The organism is Methylosinus sp. H3A, from assembly GCF_015709455.1.
Lineage (GTDB): Bacteria > Pseudomonadota > Alphaproteobacteria > Rhizobiales > Beijerinckiaceae > Methylosinus.
In genome coordinates, this window is record NZ_JADNQW010000005.1 from 2,312,136 (window position 1) to 2,333,894 (window position 21,759).

General features: G+C 65.2%; 13 protein-coding genes and 1 tRNA gene. 4 read left to right on the top strand and 10 right to left on the bottom strand.

The features are described 5' to 3' along the window. The first annotated feature begins 291 nt into the window (after positions 1-291). Complete coding sequence (locus IY145_RS13805; RefSeq protein ID WP_246722026.1) at positions 292-1,659, top strand: TolC family outer membrane protein; 1,368 nt, start codon at positions 292-294, stop codon at positions 1,657-1,659. A gap of 52 nt (positions 1,660-1,711) precedes the next feature. Here the strand turns inward: IY145_RS13805 and IY145_RS13810 are convergent, their stop codons facing one another. The 6 genes from IY145_RS13810 to IY145_RS13835 all read right to left on the bottom strand — a co-directional run bounded on the left by IY145_RS13810 (position 1,712) and on the right by IY145_RS13835 (position 15,186). Then, complete coding sequence (locus IY145_RS13810; RefSeq protein ID WP_196408728.1) at positions 1,712-2,761, bottom strand: HlyD family secretion protein; 1,050 nt, start codon at positions 2,759-2,761, stop codon at positions 1,712-1,714. Further along, a complete protein-coding gene (locus IY145_RS13815; RefSeq protein ID WP_196408729.1) occupies positions 2,761-3,480 on the bottom strand; it encodes an ABC transporter ATP-binding protein in 720 nt (239 codons plus the stop codon). The genes IY145_RS13810 and IY145_RS13815 overlap by 1 nt, the downstream gene beginning before the upstream one ends. Then, on the bottom strand, positions 3,477-4,607 hold the full coding sequence (locus tag IY145_RS13820; RefSeq protein WP_196408730.1) for an ABC transporter permease: 1,131 nt from the start codon (positions 4,605-4,607) through the stop codon (positions 3,477-3,479). Before IY145_RS13820 ends, IY145_RS13815 begins: the two co-directional genes overlap by 4 nt. 139 nt (positions 4,608-4,746) lie before the next feature. Next, a complete protein-coding gene (locus IY145_RS13825; protein ID WP_196408731.1) occupies positions 4,747-6,471 on the bottom strand; it encodes a polyketide synthase dehydratase domain-containing protein in 1,725 nt (574 codons plus the stop codon). Between the two features lie 8 nt (positions 6,472-6,479). Beyond that, a complete protein-coding gene (locus IY145_RS13830; RefSeq protein WP_196408732.1) occupies positions 6,480-7,733 on the bottom strand; it encodes a 3-oxoacyl-[acyl-carrier-protein] synthase III C-terminal domain-containing protein in 1,254 nt (417 codons plus the stop codon). Between the two features lie 37 nt (positions 7,734-7,770). Next, a complete protein-coding gene (locus IY145_RS13835; RefSeq protein ID WP_246722028.1) occupies positions 7,771-15,186 on the bottom strand; it encodes a type I polyketide synthase in 7,416 nt (2,471 codons plus the stop codon). A gap of 593 nt (positions 15,187-15,779) precedes the next feature. On the opposite strand from IY145_RS13835, the gene IY145_RS13840 reads away from it, so the two are divergent. The 3 genes from IY145_RS13840 to IY145_RS13850 all read left to right on the top strand — a co-directional run bounded on the left by IY145_RS13840 (position 15,780) and on the right by IY145_RS13850 (position 19,623). After that, the gene (locus IY145_RS13840) at positions 15,780-17,147 is read left to right on the top strand and encodes a glycosyltransferase family 4 protein (protein ID WP_196408734.1); all 1,368 of its coding nucleotides are present in this window, start codon (positions 15,780-15,782) and stop codon (positions 17,145-17,147) included. Between the two features lie 361 nt (positions 17,148-17,508). Next, on the top strand, positions 17,509-18,420 hold the full coding sequence (locus tag IY145_RS13845) for a LysM peptidoglycan-binding domain-containing protein (RefSeq protein ID WP_196408735.1): 912 nt from the start codon (positions 17,509-17,511) through the stop codon (positions 18,418-18,420). Positions 18,421-18,987: 567 nt separating this feature from the next. Then, entirely contained in the window at positions 18,988-19,623 is a 636-nt protein-coding gene (locus IY145_RS13850) for a condensation domain-containing protein (protein WP_312030635.1), read from the top strand. Positions 19,624-19,735: 112 nt separating this feature from the next. Here IY145_RS13850 and IY145_RS13855 read toward each other — a convergent pair. The 4 genes from IY145_RS13855 to sppA all read right to left on the bottom strand — a co-directional run bounded on the left by IY145_RS13855 (position 19,736) and on the right by sppA (position 21,755). Next, positions 19,736-19,811: transfer RNA gene (locus IY145_RS13855), tRNA-Thr, on the bottom strand. A 218-nt stretch (positions 19,812-20,029) separates the two neighbouring features. Next, positions 20,030-20,392, bottom strand: a complete 363-nt coding sequence (locus tag IY145_RS13860; RefSeq protein WP_196408737.1) for a lipopolysaccharide assembly protein LapA domain-containing protein — start codon at positions 20,390-20,392, stop codon at positions 20,030-20,032. Positions 20,393-20,445: 53 nt separating this feature from the next. Next, the gene (gene ihfB / locus IY145_RS13865) at positions 20,446-20,736 is read right to left on the bottom strand and encodes an integration host factor subunit beta (RefSeq protein ID WP_196408738.1); all 291 of its coding nucleotides are present in this window, start codon (positions 20,734-20,736) and stop codon (positions 20,446-20,448) included. A 44-nt stretch (positions 20,737-20,780) separates the two neighbouring features. Beyond that, entirely contained in the window at positions 20,781-21,755 is a 975-nt protein-coding gene (gene sppA / locus IY145_RS13870; RefSeq protein ID WP_196408739.1) for a signal peptide peptidase SppA, read from the bottom strand. Between the last annotated feature and the right edge of the window lie 4 nt (positions 21,756-21,759).

Genomic DNA, 21,759 nt, shown 5'->3' on the forward strand with positions numbered 1-21,759 from the left:
CGCCCGACCACGCCGACCATGCGCGCGCCGCGTGTGAAAACGCAGCGGCGCGCCTTGCTCGCAACCCTATGACGGCGCCCGCGGGCGAAGGAGCTTTCGCAAGCAATTTTTTGCCTTTGCGTGCAATCGGTCGAGACTAGCTTTTCTTGACAGACTTTGTTTCCAAAGCTAGTACGGTAAACCTATCGTCAATTCTGGCTGCACCGGGCAGTAGGCTTATGTCGCGTTAGCAACTCTCGCTCTGAAGGGCGGCTGCCTCGGATGAAAATACATGCATGCTTGATCCTCGGCATGACAGCGGTCGGCGCGATACTCCGGCCCGCCAGCGCCGAGACTTTGCAATCGGCGCTGGCGAGCGCCTATGCCTATAATCCGGATCTCAACCAGCAGCGCGCCGGCGTGCGCGTCCATGACGAGAGCGTCGCCAAGGCCTGGAGCGGGCTGCGGCCCAACGCCTCTGTGATCGCGGGGCTCGGCGCTCAACGGACCGATCTGCTCGTGCCGACGATTCGACTGCCCTTCACGCATGAGCGAATCTACATTCATAACGACGGCAACAGCAATCCGCAGGCCGTGTCCGTCAATGTCTCGCAGACGATTTTCGACGGTGGCCGCACCTTCAACAATGTGAAGAAGGCGGAATCGACGGTCCTCTCGGCGCGCGCCAATCTGCGACTGACGGAGCAGGCGATCCTGCTGAACGCCGCGACCGCCTATATGGACGTGTTGCGCGACACGGCGATCTTGTCTCTGCGCCAGAACAATATTCGCGTGCTCGAGCTGCAATTGCGCAACACGCAGGACAGCGCGGCGGCCGGCTATCTGACCGAGACCGACGTCGCCCAGGCGGATGCGGCCTTGTCGCAGGCGCGCTCCGATCTCTATGGCGCGCAGGCGCGGCTGAAGAAGAGCGCCGCCACCTATCATCGCATCGTCGGCGAGGAGCCCAAGCGGCTGCAGCCGGCGGGCTCGGTCGAGAAGCTGCTGCCACGCAGCGTCGAAGAGGCGGTCGCCATCGCCACCGCGGGGCATCCCGGCGTCGAGGCGGCGCATCATCAGGTCGATGTGGCGCAGTTCGCCGTGCATGCGGCGGAGGCCGATCTCCTCCCCTCGGCTTCCGTGAACGGCCAGCTCTCGCAGCAGAATGATTTCATCTTCGGTCTGCCCGGTTGGCGGCAGTTCAGCTATGGCGTCAATGTGAACTTCCGCGTTCCGCTCTATCAGGGCGGCGGCGATTTCGCCTCGATTCGGCAAGCGAAGGAGCAGGTGGGCCAAGCCCGCTTCGGCGTGGATTCGCAGATGGGCGATGCGCGCGCCAATGTCGTCGGCAGCTACGCCTCGCTGGAGGCGGCCAAGCTGCAGATGAAGTCCGACCGCGCCACGGTGAAAGCGGCTGAACTGGCGCTGAACGGCGTGCGCGAGGAGGCGAAGGTCGGCCTGCGCACGACGCTGGATGTTCTGAACGCGCAGCAGAGCCTGCTCCATGCGCGGGTGAACACGGTCGTCTCACAGCATGACGTCGTCGTCGCCTCTTACGCCGCGCTCTCGGCGATCGGCAGGTTGAGCCGACAGGCGCTGAATCTCGACGCCGAGCAATATGATCCCGAGCTGCACTTCGAGCAGGTGCGCGGAAAATTCTTCGGCATCGACACGCCCTGATCGGCAGTCTTCCCGACGACGCGAAATGCGCCCTCTCAACGAACCGGCTTCCTCAACGAGCCGGTTTGGCGGCGACGAGCTCCCCGAAGAGATAGGCGTCCACTCTGAGCCCGACCGGCAATTTGGCGTCCTCGTCGAGATCGATGAGAACTTGCAGAACCTTGGTGTCGACGCGGTCGGCCGGACGTCCCGTCTGCACGAATTTCGAGCCCATTCGGAACGACACCCAGCTCACCCGGCCCTGAAACCTGCGTCCCGGATAGGCGTCGCTGACCACTTCGACGCGCTGATCCGGCGTCACCTTGCCGATGTCGGTCTCGTCCACCTCGGCGCGCACTTTGAGGCCGCGCAGATCGCCGACGATGGCGACCGCCGTCGGCGGCACATTGGTGACGGTTTCTCCCACTTCATGCGCGCGGCGTAAGACGGTTCCCGCCACCGGAGAGCGAATGAAGGTCTTGTCGAGCATCGCCTTCGCCGAGGCCAGCTCCGCATCGGCGAGCCGCAGCCGCGCGCGCGCTGCGTCTATGTCCTCGGGACGGGCGCCCGTCTCCAATTGCGCGAGCCGCTCGGCGGCGACGGTGTGGCGCGCTTCATTGGCGTCGAGCGTGGCCTTCGCCTGATCGAGCATCGCTTGCGGCGAGACCCCGCGCTTGGCGAGCGGGAGCCTGCGCTCATAATCGCGGCGCGCATATTTGAGCCCCGCATCGGCCTCGGAGAGCGCCGCCTTGGCCTCGCGCAGCTCCTCGACGCGCGCGCCGTGCAGGATTCGGTCGAGCTCGGCCTGGCGGAGCGCGAGCTGCGCCTGGGCGGAGGCGACGCGCGCGCTCTGCTCGGCGTTGTCGATGACGGCGATGATCTGTCCCGCCGTCACTTCGTCGTTTTCCTCGACCTTGAATTCCTTGATGACGCCGACGATCTGCGCGGAGATCTCACGCTCCTTGCTGTTCGGCTCGACGACGCCGGGCGCGGCGGCGACGCGATGTTGCGAGACGAGCTTGGCGCTCGAGGAAAGAGCCTGCTCGGCTCGGCTGCTCATCGTGGATGATGCGGCGGCGAAGCCGACGAGGAGAATGGCCAGCGACGGCCGATCGAATTTCATCACGCGCTCCCTGCGCCGAATGTGTGGGACGACTCCGGAGGCTTGTCGACGATACGGCCGTCCTCCAAATGCAGAACTCGGTTGGCGAACTGAAAAATACGAAAATCATGCGTGACGATGACGACGGCCCGGCGGCTGTGGCGCGCGAGCGCCTGCAGCAGCTCCATCGCTTTCAGACCATTCTCGGAATCGAGCGCGGCGGTGGGCTCGTCGGCGATGAGAATTTCCGGATCGGCGGCGAGCGCGCGGGCGATCGCCACGCGCTGCTTCTGTCCGATGCTGAGCTCTGCGGGAAAAGCGTCGATGCGATGTCCGAGGCCGACGCTGTCGAGCAGCTCATGCGCCCGGACGCGCGCAACATCCTTCTCGACGCCCATGAGATCGAGCGCGACCATCACATTCTCCGTCGCCGTCAGCATAGGGAACAGATTATGCGCCTGAAAGATGAAGCCGAAGTGTTGAAGGCGCAGCGCCGCCAGCCGATCTTCATCGAGGGATTCGGTCGACTTGCCGCAAATGGTGATCGCGCCCGCTGTCGGGCGCAGCAGATGGCCGAGTATATGGACGAGCGTCGTCTTGCCGCTGCCGGAGGGCCCGACGAGCAGCAGAACCTCGCCCGGAAGAATATCGATGTCGATATTCCTCAGAACCTGGACGGCGCTCGGCCCTTCGCCGAAATTGTGAACGAGGCCGCGCGCGCTCAAAATGGGCTGCGTCATCGGAACACCTTCACCGGATCGATCGTCATCACCTTGCCGAGCGAGCCGATCGAGGCGGCGACGCACATCAGCATCGTCGCCACGACGATGCCGAAGGCGAGCCAGAGCGGCACTTCGGGCGCCGAGCTGAGATGGCGGGTGAAGATCACGACGACCCCGATGACACCGAGACCGATCGCCGCGCCGAAAACGCCGCCGAGCACGGCCTGCTGCACGATGATGCGGTAGAGATAGGAGCGCGGGCCGCCCATGGCGCGAATGACCGCATATTCGGGCAGGCGATCCATCGTGCTGGCGTAGAGAGTCTGCGCGACGATGACGACGCCGACGAGCAGCGCCAGAAGAGTCGAGCTGACCAGCGTGATGCCGGCGCCGGTGGTCACGAGCCAATAATATTGGCTGCGCCAGGCGAGCTGTCCCGCCGTCAGCACTTCGACCTCCGACATGCGCGCGGCGAGCGCCTCGGCCACGGCCTCGGGCTTATGGCCCTCGGCGACGCGCACCAGCACATAGGCGATGTCATTGTCCGGCGCATAGAAGAAGGATCGCGCCTTGGCCAGCGACATGAAGACATAAGGCGCCTGGGTGAAGGTCCTTATGCCGTCCGTGAAGCCGACCACGCGAATTCTGTGGCTGTTGATCTCGACTGTCTCGCCGAGCGTGCGAATGCCGAGCTTATCGGCGTAGAGGCGATCGATCACGGCGCCGTCCGGCTCCGCCAGCGCCTCTTTCGCGCTCGGCCCCTCGACCATGGCGAAGGGCAGGCCCATCGTCGCATCGGGATCGATGCCGATGACGATGACGATTTGCCGAACGCCGTCCGGGCGCTTCAAAAAGCCGAAATGGAGCATATAGGGCTCGGCGGCCGCGACCCCCTCGACCGACATCGCCTGAAAGCGCCGCCGCTCCTGCAGAGGCGTCGCGAGATCGACGCTGGGCACGCCTTCCGCCGTGATCCAGAGGTCGGCGCCCGCGTGATCGACGACGGTCGAGATCGTATGGACGAAATTCAGCAGCATGCCGAGCTGAATGCCCATCAATATCGTCGAGAATGCGATGCCGGTGAGGGTGATCGCGAAGCGGATGCGGTCGTGGACGAGATTTCGCCATGCGATGAGCAAAGTCATGCGCGCGCCTTTCGACGCGGCGGCCGAGGCGCTCTCGGCCCGACTTTTCAACGCAAATAGGGTATCGCCGGACACATCGACCCTTTCCACCTCGCCGCCAGCCGCCCCTAGGGGACATTGCGGCGCCCTCGGAAAATACTCAAGCCGAGGCGCATTCCTCGCCTCGGGGCGGAAGAGGGGCGTCCTCCGTCGCACAAGCTATTATAAAGCCCTCGCTTTCTATAGTCTCGACAGCATAGACGAACATGGTTGCCCGATCCTGGATTCGAACGCTCCCCTCTGGCGAAAAATCGACCGCTTCGAGCGATTTCAGCCTTCCGTCGACGCCGGAGCCGAGCAGCTTTCCAACCGCCTCCTTCGCTCCCCAGAGCCGGGTGATCCATTCGGCGCGGCGTGCCCTCCCGAGCGCCTTCACCTTCTCTCGCTCGTCAGGGCCGGCGACAGCGGCGAGAAATCCGTCGTCCCGATCGGCGATCCGCTCTATGTCGACGCCGACGCGCCCGCTATGGGCGGCGGCGATCGCCCGATCCTCGCAATGGGCGATGCTGACATGGGGCAGGGCCTCGCGCCCGTCTTCGCCGGCGACATAGGGGCGGCCGGCCGGGTCGGATCGGATGACGATCGCGGCCGGATGCGCCATTTCGGCCCCCGTACGGTCGCTGATCCAGCGCCGGACGCAATCCTTGGCGACCGTGCGGCCGAGCAGCCATTGACGCTGGCGCGCCGGAAAGCGGGCGTAACTCTCATAGACGGCGGCCTCCTCGAGGCCGAGACAATCGCGCGCGAGCATTCGCGGATCGAATTTGCCGAGATCGGGCTCGGCGAGCAGGAGCGCCAGAGGGCCGGTGGCCGAATTGTCGACGGGCGCCGGGCGGCCGAGCAGAAACTGTCCGGGCGCGCGGCGATGATCGACCAGCCGCCGCTCCCATTGGAATTTCCAGCAGCGCAGATCTGCGATACGCATCCAGACGCCGCCCTCGCCATCCTCGGCCTCGACATCGGCGTGAATGGTCTTGCCGTCCGTTTTCCGCAGCTCGATGCGTACGGGCGCGACGGTTCCCGCCGGCGGCGTCGGTCGGTAGAGCTCGAGCTTGCCGAGCCCCACGGGAAAAGCATAGCGATCGCGCTGCATCGCATAGACGCCGACCATTTGGCAGATCGCGTCCAGCACGCAGGGCTGCAGCAGTAGCTGAGGCTCCACTGTGGAGCGAAACAGGTCGGTGGGCGACGGGACACGCAAATGGCCGGCGATGCGCTGATCCTCGACGAAAACCTCGCCGAAGAGGCAGCGGAAGGCCGGCCCATGGAACAAATGCCGCTCGGCGTAGAGGCTCGCGGCGTCGATCCTGAGCGCCGTTCCCGCGTCGAGCGCGCCGAAATCCGGGAACAGCTCCAACAGATAATGGCGGCCGAACAGCAGCGTCGCCTCGATCGACGGCCCGCTCTGACCTTCCGCGCGAATGGCGGCGCGCACGAATGTGGCCTCGCGCTGCGGGTCATAGCGGTCGAGACGGGCTTCGATCGTCAGAATCGTGGCCTCGACATCGACGAGATCGATCCATCTCGTCGCCTTGATCTCCTCGACGCCGATGAGCCCCTGTCCCGGAACGACACAGGCGGCGACCTCCGCCATCGCCTCTATGCTCATCGTCATCGGCAGCACGGGCAGGCAGGCCGAGAGCGGCTTGACGCCGGGCGCGTGAACAAAGGCGTGGTCGGCGAGATAGAGGTCCTCGTCGAGATGGAGGACGCGCTCGACGAGGACGCTCTCGCCGGGCGTCGCGGCGATGACGCGGCCGACGAAAGGCAGCGCGCCGCCGCGTCTCGATACGATCCGATCCTGAGCTTCGAGCACGGCGTCCATGCGCGCGCTCAGATCTTCTCGAGCACGAGGCCGGTCGCAGTGAGACCGGGGCCAAAGCCCAGCGCCACGACATGCGCGCCGGTGGGAATGGAGCGCTCCTCGACGATCGCCTTCAGAATATGCGGCACGGTGGCCGAGGACATATTGCCATTCTCGAAGAACACATTCTTGCTCATCGCCACTTGATCGTCGTCGAGCTTCAGCTCGGACTGGATATGCTCGACGATCTTGGGTCCGCCGGGATGAATGGCGAAATAGAGCCGGCTGCGCTCACGCTCGAAATCGAGCCCGGCGCGTTGGAGAAGATCCTCGACGAAGCCTTTGACCGCGGCCTTGATGACCACCGGCACCATGATCGACAGGCTCATATGGAAGCGCGTCGGACCCGGTACCCAGGTCATGTCGTCGGCGGAGTCGGGAAGGAGATGCTCATTATAGGCGAGCACTTTGAGGCCGGAGAGACCTTGGTTCCTCAGATAATCCTCGGTGACGGCCGAATATTTGATGAAGCCGTCCGCGAACAGCGTCATGGTGATGATGTTCTGCGCGGTGAGCTCCTCGGCGTCGCGATGCGCGGAGAGAATCTCCGTATGCACGATATCGACGCGCTCCTTGGGCGGCGTGACGCCCATATGAGAGGAGGCGAGAAATCCATGTGCCATGCGTATGGCCGGAAAGGCGCCGTAGCAGCCCATATGATAGCTATGCGTGACGGTCGTGCGCAGCCAGCCCTTTTTCGCGGTCATGCGCTCGACCGGGCTCGGCGCGAGATAGCCCGAGCAGGTGACATGGATGAGATCGTCGGGCGCCTCGAAAGCGTCGGCGTACATTTTCTCGAGGCAATCATCCGCGACGTGGGCGTAGCTCTCGTGCCGCGCCTTCAAATCCTTCGGATTGAGATCGCGGTAATTGTCGAAGAGCCGCATATATTCTTCTTCCGGCTCGTTGACGGAGAATTCCCCGTCGGCGAAGACGATGTCCTTGAGGCGCGGAAAAAAGACGAGCTGTCGCGCTTTCACGACAGCGGGAGACAGGCCGTAGTTCGAGAATTTCTGCCTGATCTCCTGATGCTTGGCGAAAAACGCCTCTTTGTCGGTAAGGCCGTTGCGCGAGCAGAAGGCGCGCGCGAATCCATAGGCGCTGAGCTCCAGCGTCAGCCCCTGCGGCGTCGGATCGGCCATGCGCACCGGAACGAAATCGGTGAGACAACAAGCATTTTTAACGCTGGCGCGCGTCAAGCGCTCGGTAAGTGCAAAAGACATTTCTCAACCCCCTCTTCGACCCGCCCGCTTCGACGCCTTACTGGCGCAGCGCCAATTGCGCTATTTTCTGCATGCTCGCCGCGACGACGATCTCCGGATTTCCGGTTGCGCCGCGCGCCAGCTCGTCCAGGCATTCCTGCCGACCCTGCTCGATCTCGAGCGTGCGAATGTCCTTGGACTCGTAGAGCCGGCGCAATTCGTCGGTGACCATGCCGCCGTTCCACGGCCCCCAATTGATCGCGACGACATGCGTTTTCGGCCATTCGAGGCTCAGCCGCGAGGCGAGCTTGTTCAGCACCTCATTGGCCGCGCTATAGTCGCTCTGGCCGGCGTTGCCGAAACGCCCCGCGATCGACGAGAAGAACAGCAGGAACCGCAGCCCTTCGGGACGCAGCTTCTCGATCAGCGTGAAGGCCGGCGTCGCCTTGGTCGCGAAGACGCGATCGAAGGAGTCGAGCGTCTTGTCGCGGATGAGGCGATCGTCGAGCACGCCGGCGCCATGCAGCACGCCGTCTATGCGGCCGAAGCGCGCGTACACGTCATCGATGAGCCGGCCGAAGGCGTCGGCGTCGGTGATGTCGAGTGAATGATATTCGACGCGCGCGCCGGCAGACGTCATCGCCTCGAGATTGGCGAGGATCTGGCGATCCTTCAGCATGCGCTTCCAGACGCGCTCGATCTCGACCGGCTTGACCTTCGGATTCTCGGCGCGCAGCCTGCCGATCAGAAACTCTTTCAGCTCGCTCGCGGAAAGTCGCCGCGTCTCCTCGGGCTCCGCCGCCGGCGCAGGGCTGCGTCCGACGAGGACGAGCCGCGGACGATAGGCGGAGGCGACTGCTCTCGCTATATCGGCGGTGATGCCATAGGCGCCGCCGGTCGCGAGAACGACGGCCTCGGGATCGAGACGCAGGCTCTCGATCTCGGCCGCCGCGGCGCTCGCCTGGGCGAGATCGAGCGTCCAGCGCCCGTCCTCGGTGAGGCCGATCTCGAGCGGCGAGGCGCGCAGGCCGGCCTCGATCATCAGTTCTCGCGCGATCTTGTCCGCCGCGAGATGCGGATCGACGTCGATGCAGCGCACGCGCAAATCCCGCCATTCCTGCGCGGCGGATTTGGCGACGCCGAGCGAGCCCGCCACAGCAGCGGAAAACCTTTGCTGTCGTCGCAGGCCGAATTGACCGTCGAGCGCCGTCACATTGACGAGCCAGCCGCCGCCGCGGCCCGCGCTGTCCTTCAAATCGCCTTCGAAAGTCTTGAGCAGCTGAAACAGATTGCGCGCGCAGTCGAGCCGGCGCCGATCGTCCACGCACTCGGCGTCGAGCCCGGCGAGGTTGAACAGCGCGCCGACGCGATGGCGGCCCTCGGCGAGACGCGTCGCCAGCGCCTTCACCCCTTCTGGATCGGCGAAGTCGATCGTCATCGCATCCGTCGCAAGCGTCGTCGTCTGGTCGCCAGGCAGCGCCCGCCAGACCTGATAGCCGCGCGCCTTCAGCGCCGCGTCGAGCGCCTCGGCGACAGGCGTCGCCTCGCCGACGACGAGGATCACGCGCTCATAAGGATAGCCGTCCATTTCCGACGCCCGCGCGGCGCGCGGCGCGGGGAGGGGGCTGAGCACATAGCGAAGCGTTTCTTCGGAACCCGCTGACCGACTATTGGACTCCACCGTCCCCAGCGGGGACAGAGACGACGGAGCCGGGGATTTTTTTGCCGGGTCGGTCCCTTCGGTCCCGGCGCGGCGCGCCTGCAGACCGTCGTACCATTCGACGACGGCGTTCAATGTCTTGAGGCCTGCGAGCTCGTCGAAGATCGTCTCTTCGTCCTGCCCCTCCATGAAGGGAAAGCGATCCTTGAGCTGATTGAAAATCTCGATTCGCTTGATCGAGTCGACGCCGAGATCGGCCTCCATATGCGCGTCGAAATCGAGCATTTCCGCAGAATAGCCGGTGCGCTCGATCATGGTCGCGAGAAGCTCGGCCTTGAATTGCGCGGTCGGCGGCATTTCGGTCGGCGCGCCCTCTGCCTTTAGAGCCGCAGCGCCATTGGCGCGCGGCGGCGCTTCGGCGGCGGGCGTGGCGGGGCGGATCGCCGCTCCATCGACCGCGGCGAAAACCGCCTCTGGCAGCACGGGAACCGGCACGCTCGGCGTCAGCAGCCGATGCGGCGCGGTCGGCGCCGGCGCGATGGGCTCGGCGCGCTGCGGCGCTTCGAACCGGGCGAGCTCTGGCGCTTGCTCGACGTAAGACGCGGAGCCGGCGTCGGCGCCGGAGAGGAGCCGCTCCTGCAGCGCGATGTAGCGTTGCAGCGTCACCTGCTGCTCGCGCTGCAATTCGATGAGCTGCGTCAACTCGCTGCGCATCTGCGTCAGCGGCGAGCCTCGTGGACGCGCCGCAGCGGGCGCGGGATCGCCGGATTTCGGCTCGCCTTCATTCACGGTCTCTCTCCTTCGATGCAGGATCGGCGTCGCTGCGACGCCATTCGGCTCGGTCGGCTTTTTGGGCCCGCTCGCGCCATTGACGGCGACGGGCGCCGGCGGCTTCTCGCTCGGAATGCGGATCGGCTCCGGCGCTGGCTCTTTCTCCGCCGTCGAAGCGGGTCGGCGCCAAGGGACCGCCTTGCCGCCGCTGACGCGCCAGACGGAGGCCGGCGGATTGGCGGCGGCCTCGGCCTTTTCGAACAGAGCGTCGAGACGGATCTCCGCGAAGCCCCGATGACGAAACCATTGCGCTACGTCCACCGGCAGGCCGAGCGTGATCGCCTGGGCGAGCAAATGGCCAAATTGCAGCCATCCCGGACGCTCCGGCGCGTCGACGGCGAGCGTCGCATGCGGACGCTTGCCGAGAATGCGGTCGACGAGGCCGCTCAGCGTCATTCCGGGGCCCGCTTCGATGAAGACGCGCGCGCCGGCCTCGTAGAGGCGCTCGATCTCCTCGACGAAGCGCAATGGCTCGGCGATATGGCGCGCGAGCAGCGCCTCTATCTCCGGCGCCTCGCTCGGATAGGGAGAAGCGGTGGTATTGCTGTAGACGGGCAGCTTCGGCGCGGCGAAGGCGATTTTCGACAATTGCGCGGCGAGGCGCGCCTGCGCCGGCGCCATCGCGGCGCAATGAAAGGCCGCGGTCACCGGCAGGCGCTTGGCGCGCAGACCCTGCTCGCGGAAGGCTTCGACCGCTCTGTCGATCGCCGCGCCGCCGCCGGCGACGATCGTCTGATCGGGCGCGTTGAGATTGGCGATCGCGACCTCGAGGCCGAGCGCGCGGATCGCTTGCGCGACGCGCGCCTCGTCTGCGGCGATGGCGGCCATCGTGCCGCCATCCGCCGCGGCGGCCTCGGCGGACAGCAGGCCGCGGATCTGCGACAGGCGCAGCAGATCGTCGCGCGAGATCGCGCCGGCGACGCAGAGCGCGACATATTCGCCGTAGGAGTGGCCGGCGACGAAATCCGGCGCGAGGCCGAATTCGGCGAGAATGTCATAGGCGGTGAGATCGGCGAGACCGAGCGCCGGCTGCGCGATGCGCGTGTCGTCGAGCTCCGCCTTGCGACGCTCTCGCTCCTCCTCGGTGAAGCTCGGGAGCGGGTAGATGTATCGGGAGAGGGGCTGCGGCAGCTCGCCCGCAAAAGCCGAGTCCGCGCGCTCGAAGAGGCCAAAGCTCGATGGCCGCGACAGGACGAGATCGCTCAGCATGTCGAGCTTCTGCGAGCCCTGTCCGGGGAACAGCATGCAGACGCCGCCGCCGGCCTCTTCCGCGCCGCGATCGTGGAAATAGATTCCCTGCGGCGCCTTGATCGTGCGCTTGCCTTTGCCCTGGCGCAGGAAGAATTCGAGCTTGGATTTCAGGTCTTCGACCGAGGTCGCGACGATCGCCAGCCGGCTCACCGGCTCGCCGGCGGGCAGGCGGAGCGCTTGCTCGTCGAGATGCAGCGAATAGGCGAGCTGCCCGAGCGAGAGAAGGTCTGGATGGACGAGCGAGGCCAAAAGACTCTGCGCCGCGCGCTCGACCTCGGCGCCGTCGGCGCGCGTCACCACGATGAGCTCGGCGGCGCGCGGCGTGAAATTCTCGACGTCGCTTTCGCGGTAGCCGCCGGCATATTCCTCGAGGACGGCGTGGAAATTGGTGCCGCCGAAACCGAAGGCGCTGACGCCGCAGCGCCGCGGCTCGTCCGGCGAGCGCGCGAACCAGGGCCGCGCGCGCGTATTGACGTAGAAGGGCGTCTGCGCGAAATCGACGCGCGAGCTGGGCTTGTCGACGCCGAGCGTCGGCGGCAGCACGCGATGCTTCAGCGCCAGCGACGCTTTCACCAAAGCTGCGAGGCCGGCCGTCACTTTGGTGTGGCCGATCATCGATTTCACCGAGCCGACCGCGCAGGACTGGCGCTCCGCGCCGGCCTCGCCGAAGACCTGAGTCATCGACTTGATCTCGCATTTGTCGCCGACGACCGTGCCGGTGCCATGCGCCTCGATGAGCGCGACGCTCGCGGGATCGACGCCGGCTTTCTCATAGGCGCGCTGAAGCGCCAGCGCCTGGCCTCTATTGTCCGGCGCGGTGAGGCTGCGATTGCGGCCGTCGCTCGAGCTGCCGACGCCCTTGACCACCGCATAGATGCGGTCGCCGTCGCGCTCCGCGTCGGAAAGGCGTTTCAACACGATCGCCGCGACGCCTTCGCCGAGCACGATGCCGTCCGCCGTATCGGAGAAGGGGCGGCAGACGCCCGTCGGCGACAGCGCATGAGTCTGGGCGAAGGACATGAAGGCCATGCAGCCATTGGCGCCGTCTATGCCGCCGATCAGAGCCACATCGGCGTCATGCGACTGCAGCTCGCGAATGCCGGCGTCGAGCGCGGCGAGCGAGGAGGAGCAGGCCGCGTCGACGGTGAAATTGGCGCCGCGCAGATCGAGGCGGTTGGAGACGCGGCCCGCCGCCACATTGGCGAGAAAGCCGGGGAAGGAATCCGGCGTCCATTGCGGGAGCTGGCTTCCATAGAGCGAGGAGACGATGTGCGCGCGCGTCTCCTCGGAGAGTCCGGCGACCTTCGGCAGGTAATGCGAGAGCAGCGTGCGGAAGACATAGAGTGTTCCGAGCTCGTTCATCGCGCCGCTGGCGAAGATCGTCGCGGTGCGGTCCTTGGGGAAAGGCCGGCGATCGAAGCCGGCGTCGGCGAGCGCTTTCGTCGCGACATGCAGCGCCAATAGCTGCACCGGCTCGATCGAGGGCAGGCTCGCCGGCGGAATGCCATAGGCGGTCGGATCGAAGGCGATCTCGTCGAGGAAGGCGCCCCATTTCGAATAGATGCGATCCGGCGCGCGGGCCGTGTCGAAGAAATCGCTCGGCCGCCAACGATCCTCGGAGACTTCGCGGAACATGCAGATCGATTGCACGATATTGCGCCAGAAGGCGCGCGCGTCCTCCGCGCCGGGCATGACGCAGGCCATGCCGACGATGGCGATGTCCTCGCCCTTTTCTTTCGCCACGCGCGCGGGCTCGGCGGCGGCGCGATGCTTCGCGAGCAGCTCGGCGGCGCCGCGCGAGACTTCTTCATGCAGCTCGGCGACGCCGAGCGTGGCGCGGCGCAGACGTGCGACCTCGCCCATCATATAGAGGCCGTCGCGACGCTGCGCCTCGACGTCGAGCTCGATATAGCGGCCGGATTCGTCGAGGCCCGTCCGCTCACCCTTATGCGCGAGGCCCTTGGAGGCGATGCGCAGGCGACCGACATTGAGCAGCTCCAGCGTCATCAATATCTGCTCGTCCGATTTCTCCTCGCGAATGAGGCGCCGGCGCGTTTCGTCGAATTCGCCGCAGAAGCTCGTTCGCGCGCAGCGTGTGTAGATGCCGACGCCCGATTGCAGCAGCGCCGTCTCGTCGCAGCGCAGCGCCTGATGCTGGAACTCCTCGAGAATAGCGCCGGCGCTCACCGCCTCATGGGTGAAGAGATAGGCGGTGCCCATCAGCACGCCGATCTTCATGCCGCGCGCCGCGAGCGGCGCGGCGAGGCGCGCGACCATCGCCGCCGAGAGCGCGTCATGCACGCCGCCGGCGAAGAGGATTTGAACGGAGCGCGGATCGGCGATTTTGACGTCGGCCAGAATCTCGATCGCGGACTCCCAAAGGACGAAGCTCGCGCGCGGGCCGGTATGGCCGCCGCATTCGCCGCCCTCGAAAATGAATTTTCGCGCGCCTTCCTTCAAAAAGCCCTCGAGCAGGCCGGGAGAGGGCACATGCAGATAGGTCGAGACGCCGAGCGCCTCGAGCTCGCGCGCCTGGCTCGGACGCCCGCCGGCGATGATCGCGAAAGGCGGCTTCGCCTCGGAAATGGCGTCGATCTGCTCCTGGCGCAGCTCCAATGGCGCGAAGCCCAGCATGCCGACGCCCCAAGGCTTCTCGCCCATGATCGCCTTCGTCTGCGAGAGCAGCGCGTGCGCCTGCGGCCCGCGCAGAACCGACAGAGCGAGAAAGGGTAGCGCGCCGCCGTCCGCGACGGCGCGCGCGAAAGGCGCGACATCGCTGACGCGCGTCATCGGCCCTTGCACGATCGGATAGCGCACGCCATGAATCGTCGCGAGATCGGAGCCCTCGCTCAGAAGATCGTCGAGGCCCGACGGCGCGCCGCTCTCCAGCGCTTCGGCGATGGCGGCGACGGCGCGCCCGGTCGTGCCCCAGCGGCGCGCGAAGGCGCCGGCGAAAGCGATATCCTGACCCAAGAGCGCGACCGGATCGTCGTCGTCCTGCAATGATCGGCGCAGCAGCGCCGGCCAGTCCTCGCCCGCCGCGACGGCGCGTTCCAATGCGCGCAGCTTCTGGCGGCCGTGTCGGCTCGACAGACGCGCCATGGTCGAACGCTCGCCGACGACGACCGTCTCGCCGCCGTCGAGCCGGCTCCACGAGGCGGCGAGAGCCGGCGCCCCATAGGGCCCTTCCTCGGTGAGCCAGAGCTGCTCGGCGAGCACCACGCCCGCCGCGCCGGCGAGGGTCGCCGCCGCGGCGCTGCGCGGACCTATGCCGCCCTGAATCCAGAAAGGGATGCGAAGAGCGCCCGAGAATTCCTGCAAGAGGATGAAAGAAGAGGATTTGCCGATCCGGCCGCCGGTCTCGTTCCCCTTGACGACGACGCCGTCATAGCCCGCGTCCTGCGCTGCGAGCGCGCTCTCGAGATCATGGACCTCGAGAGCGACGAAGCGGACGAATCTGCCGGCGCTCTCGCGGATCGCCGCTGCATCCTCGCGCTGGATTCCGGCGACGATCAGAACGTCGATGCGGCCGTCGACGAGCCGCTCGAGCTCGACGACACTCGTCACGCTCGAAAATTGCGCGTCCCAGCGCAAGCCCCATCCGCCGGCCGCCGCCTTGCCGCGAATATGCGCCAGCGCCGCATTGAGTTTTTCGAGATCGGCGTCCATTCCGATATCGAGAAGCCCCGTGCCGCCGGCCCGGCTGGCCGCGACCACAATCCCGGCGTCCATGTATCGGCTGGGAGAAACAGCCGCGACTCGCTCCATTTTTCAGCCCCGCCCATTCGCGTCCGCAGACGCAACATCCCCGTTTCAAAGGGTGCAAAATCCTTTAATTTATCAAGTTGTTACTTGTCACGTCCCGGAAAGCGGCGCCTAAATTGTGCGCCGCACTCAGAAACCGGGCAATTTGGTCGAATGCGCGGCTTCGAGATGTCGGCGAGCAGTCTGCGCTTCGTCGCGCCGTCGCAATGTCAGCGATTCATTCACGATATTCGTCGTTTCAAATCGATCTCGCCCTCGTTCACGAGCGCTTCGCTTCAATAGCAAGCTCTGCGCCATCCCTTTACGGCACAAGGCGGAATTGCTCGCCGAAGCCGATCCGCGGTTCGCGCGCCCCTTTCGTCGGGGACGCGATCGCCCGCTCGCCGAGCCGGACCATGCAGCATATTTCCGCGAAAACACTGTGACTTGGCGCACATCGCGGTTTCCGATAATGATGATGATGCGGTGCGGGTGACGGAGACCGTCGCTCGATTGCGCGCCGCAGCGAGGCGTCGCCCGGTCGATTCGATAATTTCAATCGAGGAAAGGTCGCCGCGCCCGTGACGTCATGTCCCAAATTCGCAATCGTCACCATCGGGAGCGGGTCGTATCTCGGCTCGACGGTCCATGACGTCACCCTCGCCAATGCGCTGCGACGCCGCGGCTACGAGGTCGTCGTCTATTGGATGCTCGAGGAGACGCCCGAGCTCGTCGCCGACGGCGTCGCGCAGAGAATGCTCTGCCACGGCCCGCGTTATCAATTCGCGCGCCCCTCGGAGTTCATGGATCGGGTCATCGGGCGCATCGCCTTTCGCCTGCCGCGCAAATTACGGCGAGCGGTCGCTCAGGGCGTGCCTGGCTTCGTCGAAAATCTCATGCGCAATCTGGTGCGCTCGCTCTATTGCTACGAGAGGACCGACGTCGCTTTGGCCAAGCGGCTGGCGCGCTTCGTCGAAGCGGACGGCGTCACGCATGTCAAAATGAGTTTCGGCTCGATCGGCGCGCTGGCGCTCGAAGCACAAAAGCACGCGCGAAAGAAATTCGACTATCTGGTGACCTTCCAGGGCGACGAGGAATTCGCCAGCCTCGCCGAGGCGTGCGGTGTGGCGGATGTCTATCGCCGCCGCGTCGACGAGGCCGTGCGAAAGGCGCGCTGGCCGGCGCTCGTTCTCAGTCGCAGCTATGCGACGCGTCTCGTCGAGGATCTCGGCCTGGACGGCTCTCGCCTCGAGATCCTCTATTGCGGGATCGATCTGCCGAGCGAAACGGCGGCTCCCGATTTTTCCATACTGACGGCGACTTTTCCGCGCCTGCGGCGCGATCTTCCCATTCTCGCTTTCGTCGGTCGCCAAGAGAGCGAGAAGGGAATCGATCTGCTTCTCTATGCGACGAAGATGCTCGTCGCCCGCGGCGTTCGCTTCCAGCTCGTCGTCTGCGGCGCGACGGCGAAGGGCCTCGCCTATCGGACTGCGATCAAGGATATCGTCACGCATCTCGGCCTCTATGTCCATCATTCGGGCGCCGTCTCGGTCGCGACGCGGGACGCTCTGTTCGCGCATTGCCGTTGCGTCGCCTGCCCCTCCATCAATGGCGAGCCCTTCGGGCTGGTCGTCGCCGAGGCGATGAGCTTTGGCGCTCCTGCCGTCGTGCCGGATTATGGCGGCGTCGCCGAGGTGGTCGAGGGCGACGACGAAGCGGGCGGATTGATCTTTCGGTGCTGGGACAGCGGGGATCTCGCGCGGCAGCTCGAGCGCCTGCTGACCGACGACGCATTGCATGCGGAGCTCGCCGGAAATGCGCGCCGCTTGGCCGCGCGTTTCTCGACGTCGCGCATGGTCGACGGTTTTCTCGACCATCTCGGCCTGCCGCATAGGGCGCCGGCGCAAGGCGGCCTTCTCGAGACGGCGCCCGAAAAAATCGATATTTGAAGTTCGCCTTCACCCGTTTGCCCTGGCGCCTCGCGTTTGCCCGATAGAGCGCGATAAGTGACCCCGCGCCGAGCTCGAGGATGGCGAGCGCGTCCCACGTCGAGAGCTGACGTTCAATGGAGTGTCGAACTTCCGTGATCGGCCCAGCAGGAGGCCGTTCGATCGCTGATGAACGAGCGTAGAAGCAAGAACGCGGCAGTTTCGATTCGTGTTGGAAATAGTGGCGCTCTACCTTCGCCGGTCGGCGTCTCGCGGCGCATCCGCCGACAGAATCTGTCTTTCGACCGCGAATCGACTCGCGAGCCTTCGGATCGCCCCTATCTGAATGAGACGACCGACTTTGCGGCGGAGTCTTCGTTCCATGTATGCGGCTTCAGGTTTGCTCAGCGCGCCCTTCTCGGCGGTGTGGATCGTGGCGCTCGCCGCGGTCTTGGCTTTTCATTGCCGGCATATCGCTCAGGGGTGCCGGGAGTGCCGCTGGTTCCATTCCACCCATATCGCGATGGCGATCGGCATGGTCTACATGTTCGGCGCCTCCGCTTTTGGCTGGGACTTGGTGTCGTCGTCCGTCTGGACGGCGCTCTATGTCGCGATCGCCGCTGCGATCCTCGTCTTGATCGCATATCAACTTCTCCGACACGGCTCTTTCGACTTCCTATGGGCGCTGGCGCTGATCCAACAAGGCGCGATGATCTACATGTGGGCGCCGATGAATTACTGGAAGCCTTGGGTCAGCTATGGCCTCGCCGTTTATTTCGCGCTGGAGGCGATCGCCTGGCCCTTGGGCCTGTGCAGCGCGCAGAGCCTCGCGCGCGTCGGCGCCGTCGTTTCCGGCGGCGGCGGGTCGCTCGCCATCGCGGGCTTCGAACGTCGATCGCCGCTCGTCGAGAATTTCTGCATGACCGTGATGGCGGCTTCGATGGGCTATATGTTCGTCGGAATGCAGCTCCTGATGTCCATGCCGACGATGTCGACGCCGCCCGCCATGGCGACGGCGGAGCCGGAGAGGCCGTCGATCGCGCCGAAAGAAGCGACGCTGCAGCAAGCGCAACCTCTACAGGCCGCTCCAGAAAGGGCCGCCGCAGATGCGACGAGCTCCTATCGCATCGTCGCAGGCGACACATTGGCGCGCATCGCGCTACGCCACTATGGCGACGCCGGCAAGTGGCGTGACTTGGTGAAAGCCAATCCCGGCCTCGATCCGCGCCGGATGACGGTCGGCGCGACGATAGCGCTACCGAAGATGGGCGCTGTTCCCGCATCGGGCCCTTGAATGCGCGTCAGCACATCGTCAGGCGCCAAAAAGGCGCCGAGGTCATAAAGCGGCGCTTCTTCCGCAGCGAGCCCGCATTGCGAGTCCATTCAGGCGTCAATCGAAAAGAATCCCGCATTCGTGAATTTTCGTGGCGCTTTCAAAGGGGCTCGCACGTCTTATCGGCGAAGACCGAGAGTCCGATCGGAAAGAATGTCGTGTCGCTCTCGGGCGAATCTTTCTCGAGAGACGAGGCGCCGGCGAAACCGATACGCCTTTGCGCGTTCGGCGCGCCGATGCGTCGAGAGTGGGGATTTCGAAGCGTTGTGGAAAGGGGCGGCCGATGAAGCCTGGACAAAATGCTCCGCCATGGGCCGCCGCCGCGCGTCGCAAGCCCGTCTCCCTTCGAGCCGAGGACTTGTCGAGACGCCAAACTTGGCCGACGTTCGGAGAGTCTCTGTGTGTCATCGAGGCCGAGGTCTCTGGCCTTCGGCTCGTCGATTGGACGGCAGGACGGTCTGACCAACTCCAAGAATTGGCGACGCGCCATAGCGCCGTCTTGTTGCGCGTCTCGTTGCGGAGCATCGTATCTGCGTGCGGAGTTTTCAACACATCATTCTCGACGACTGGTATACGTCGCAGCTGATCCTCGATGTTCGTCGGCACTACGCGACGGCGTCGAGAGGCGAGCGCCTCGATCTGCCGGCCGCGCCGCAATTCCGGTGTTACATCGAATGGATCGAAGCAAAGTGGCTGGACGCCGCGGAAAAATTTTGGCGCAATTATCTGGATGGATTCGCCGAGACGACGCCGCTCATAGGCGTGAAACGGTCGCAGAATGACCTCGTCTCGCAGGTCGAGGATATGGTCCTCGATCTTCCCGACGATGTCTATGATCGCGCCAAAGCTCTCGTTCAGCGCAATCGACTGACGCTGAATACTTTTGTCCAGGGAGCGCTTGCTCTCACGCTCGGCCGGGCGGCCGGCGTGGACGAGGTCGTTTTCGGCGTCACGGTCTCCGGTCGACCGACAGATCTCGACGGCGCCGAGGCGACGCTGGGACTCTTCATCAACAGTCTTCCTCTGCGCGTGCGAATAGACCCGCGGAAGCGCGTCGTCGATTGGCTGCGCGACATTTTGTCGGACAATCTCGACATTCGCCAATATGAGTTCGATCGGCGAAATATACGAGCACGGCGCGCCTCGGAGCATCGGGCTCTATAATTCGCGATATTGCTGTTTGGTCGATTGCGCCAGCGACCGCGGCGAGCCGAGTTCGGCGGCGGCGCAGCTCTGCCTCTTGTGGAGTGGCGCGCGTCATCTCGCTGGAGAGATGTGGTGCCGCTTGAGGGATTCGAACCCCCGACCCCATCATTACGAATGATGTGCTCTACCAGCTGAGCTAAAGCGGCATACTCTTTCAGGCTCGCGCCCGAACAATCCCTTACTCACTTGCGCTCGCCTGCGCCAGAGCTTCGATAGAGCGTCGCTTTCAGCGGCTGAGCCGCCAATTGCGAAAATGTGCTCCACCTACCGAGCTGTCGCGGCGAGGACGCAGGCTCGAGGGCCTCGTCGTCGAGGCGTTCCTCTTAGCGGCGCCGAATGGGTTTTTCAAGCGCGATGGCTCTTTTCATCCCAGGTCGTTGCGCAAGGCGCGGTTCGACGCTCCGGGGGCCGGCGAAAGGCTCGCCAGCGCCTGGCCGCGCAGCTGGTCCGCCTCGGAACGCGCCTTTTTTGCGTCGGCGCGCGCGGCCTTGGCGGCGCGGCGATAGCGGCCATGCGCCACCCAGGACGACAGGCCGCCTGCGACGACGCCCAGCGCGATCGCCGCCAGCACCACGAGATAGAGCGGCGCCTCGAATGACGGGCCGCTCTCGCCGGCGCCCGGAAACGGGTCGAGGAAAATCTTCACCGGCCCGCGATTGGCCACGGCGAAATATAAGAATACGAGCCCCAGCGGAACAAAGACGAGGATGCGCAGAACCGATCTCATGTCACCTTCCCAATTCCGCCCACCCAATTCCGCCGGGACGCCCCTGCGGCTGGTCAGCCGTGGTCGGCCTCGTTCAGCCGTTCGCGCATTTCCTTGCCGGTCTTGAAAAAGGGCACGGATTTCTCGTCGACGGACACTTGCTCGCCGGTGCGCGGATTGCGGCCGGTGCGCGCCTCTCGCCGCTTCACGGAGAAGGCGCCGAAGCCGCGCAGCTCGACCCTGTCGCCGCGCGCGAGCGCCAGCGTGATCTCGTCGAGGATCGTGCTGACGATCGTCTCGACGTCGCGTTGATAGAGATGCCCGTTGCGGGCGGCGATTCTTTGAATGAGTTCGGATTTGATCATGCGACGTTCCAGTTTTTACCGACTTGACCGCATCGATCGGAGCCTCAATCGGGCATGGGAGCGTGCCAAATCGCGACCATACCGTCAAGCAGCCCCTGCTGAGCGACGACGCCCGCCCGCTCCAACGCGGCGGCGAACGCCGAAAGCCCGAGCGTCCGCGCAATGGACGCCATCGAATCGACGAGGCCGAATTTCTCCAGCGTGCTCTTGTCTTTCCAGTCGCGCACCGGCAGCTTTTTGGCGACGCCCTTGTTCGTCTCCAGCCATTCGATCGCCTCGCGCTCGCCGCCGAGCTGGTCGACGAGCTTCAGCGGCAGGCCCTGGCGTCCGGTAAAGACGCGGCCGTCGACGACTCTGGCGAGCTCCTCGTCGTCCAGCTTGCGGCGGTCCTTCACCAGCTTCTTGAACCAGTCGTAGGAATCGGCGACGAGCGCGGCGATCGCCTCGCGCGCCGCGTCGCTCGTCGGCTCTAGGCCATTGGGCGCCGCCTTCAAGGGTGAGGATTTCACCTCCTCCACCTTCACGCCCACCGTATCGAGAAGCCGGGAAACATTGGGAAATTGGAACAGCACGCCGATCGAGCCGACGAGCGAATTGCCCTGCGCGAAAATCTCGTCGGAGGCGATGGCGGCGATATAGGCGCCGGACGCCGCGATCGTGCCGACGACGGCGACCATGGGCTTTTTCTCGGCGAGGCGGCGCAGCTCGTCGTGGAGCTTCTCGGAGCCGGTCGTCGTGCCGCCGGGGCTGTCGATATTCACCAGCACGGCGCTCGCATGTGATTCGCCGATCGATTTGATGAGATCGAGCGTCGCTTTGTCCCCGGTGATGATGCCGCCGATCGAGAGGCGGGCGATATGAGGGGAGAGCTTGGCGGCGGGGCCGGGCCCGCCGTCGCCAAATCGCGCAAAAGCCGCGAGTCCGGCGAGGGCGACCGCGACGACGGCCAGAATGCGCCAATAGCCGAGCTTGCGGCGAAGGCGGCGGCGATCGATCAGATATTCATTGGGAAGCGACATGCCG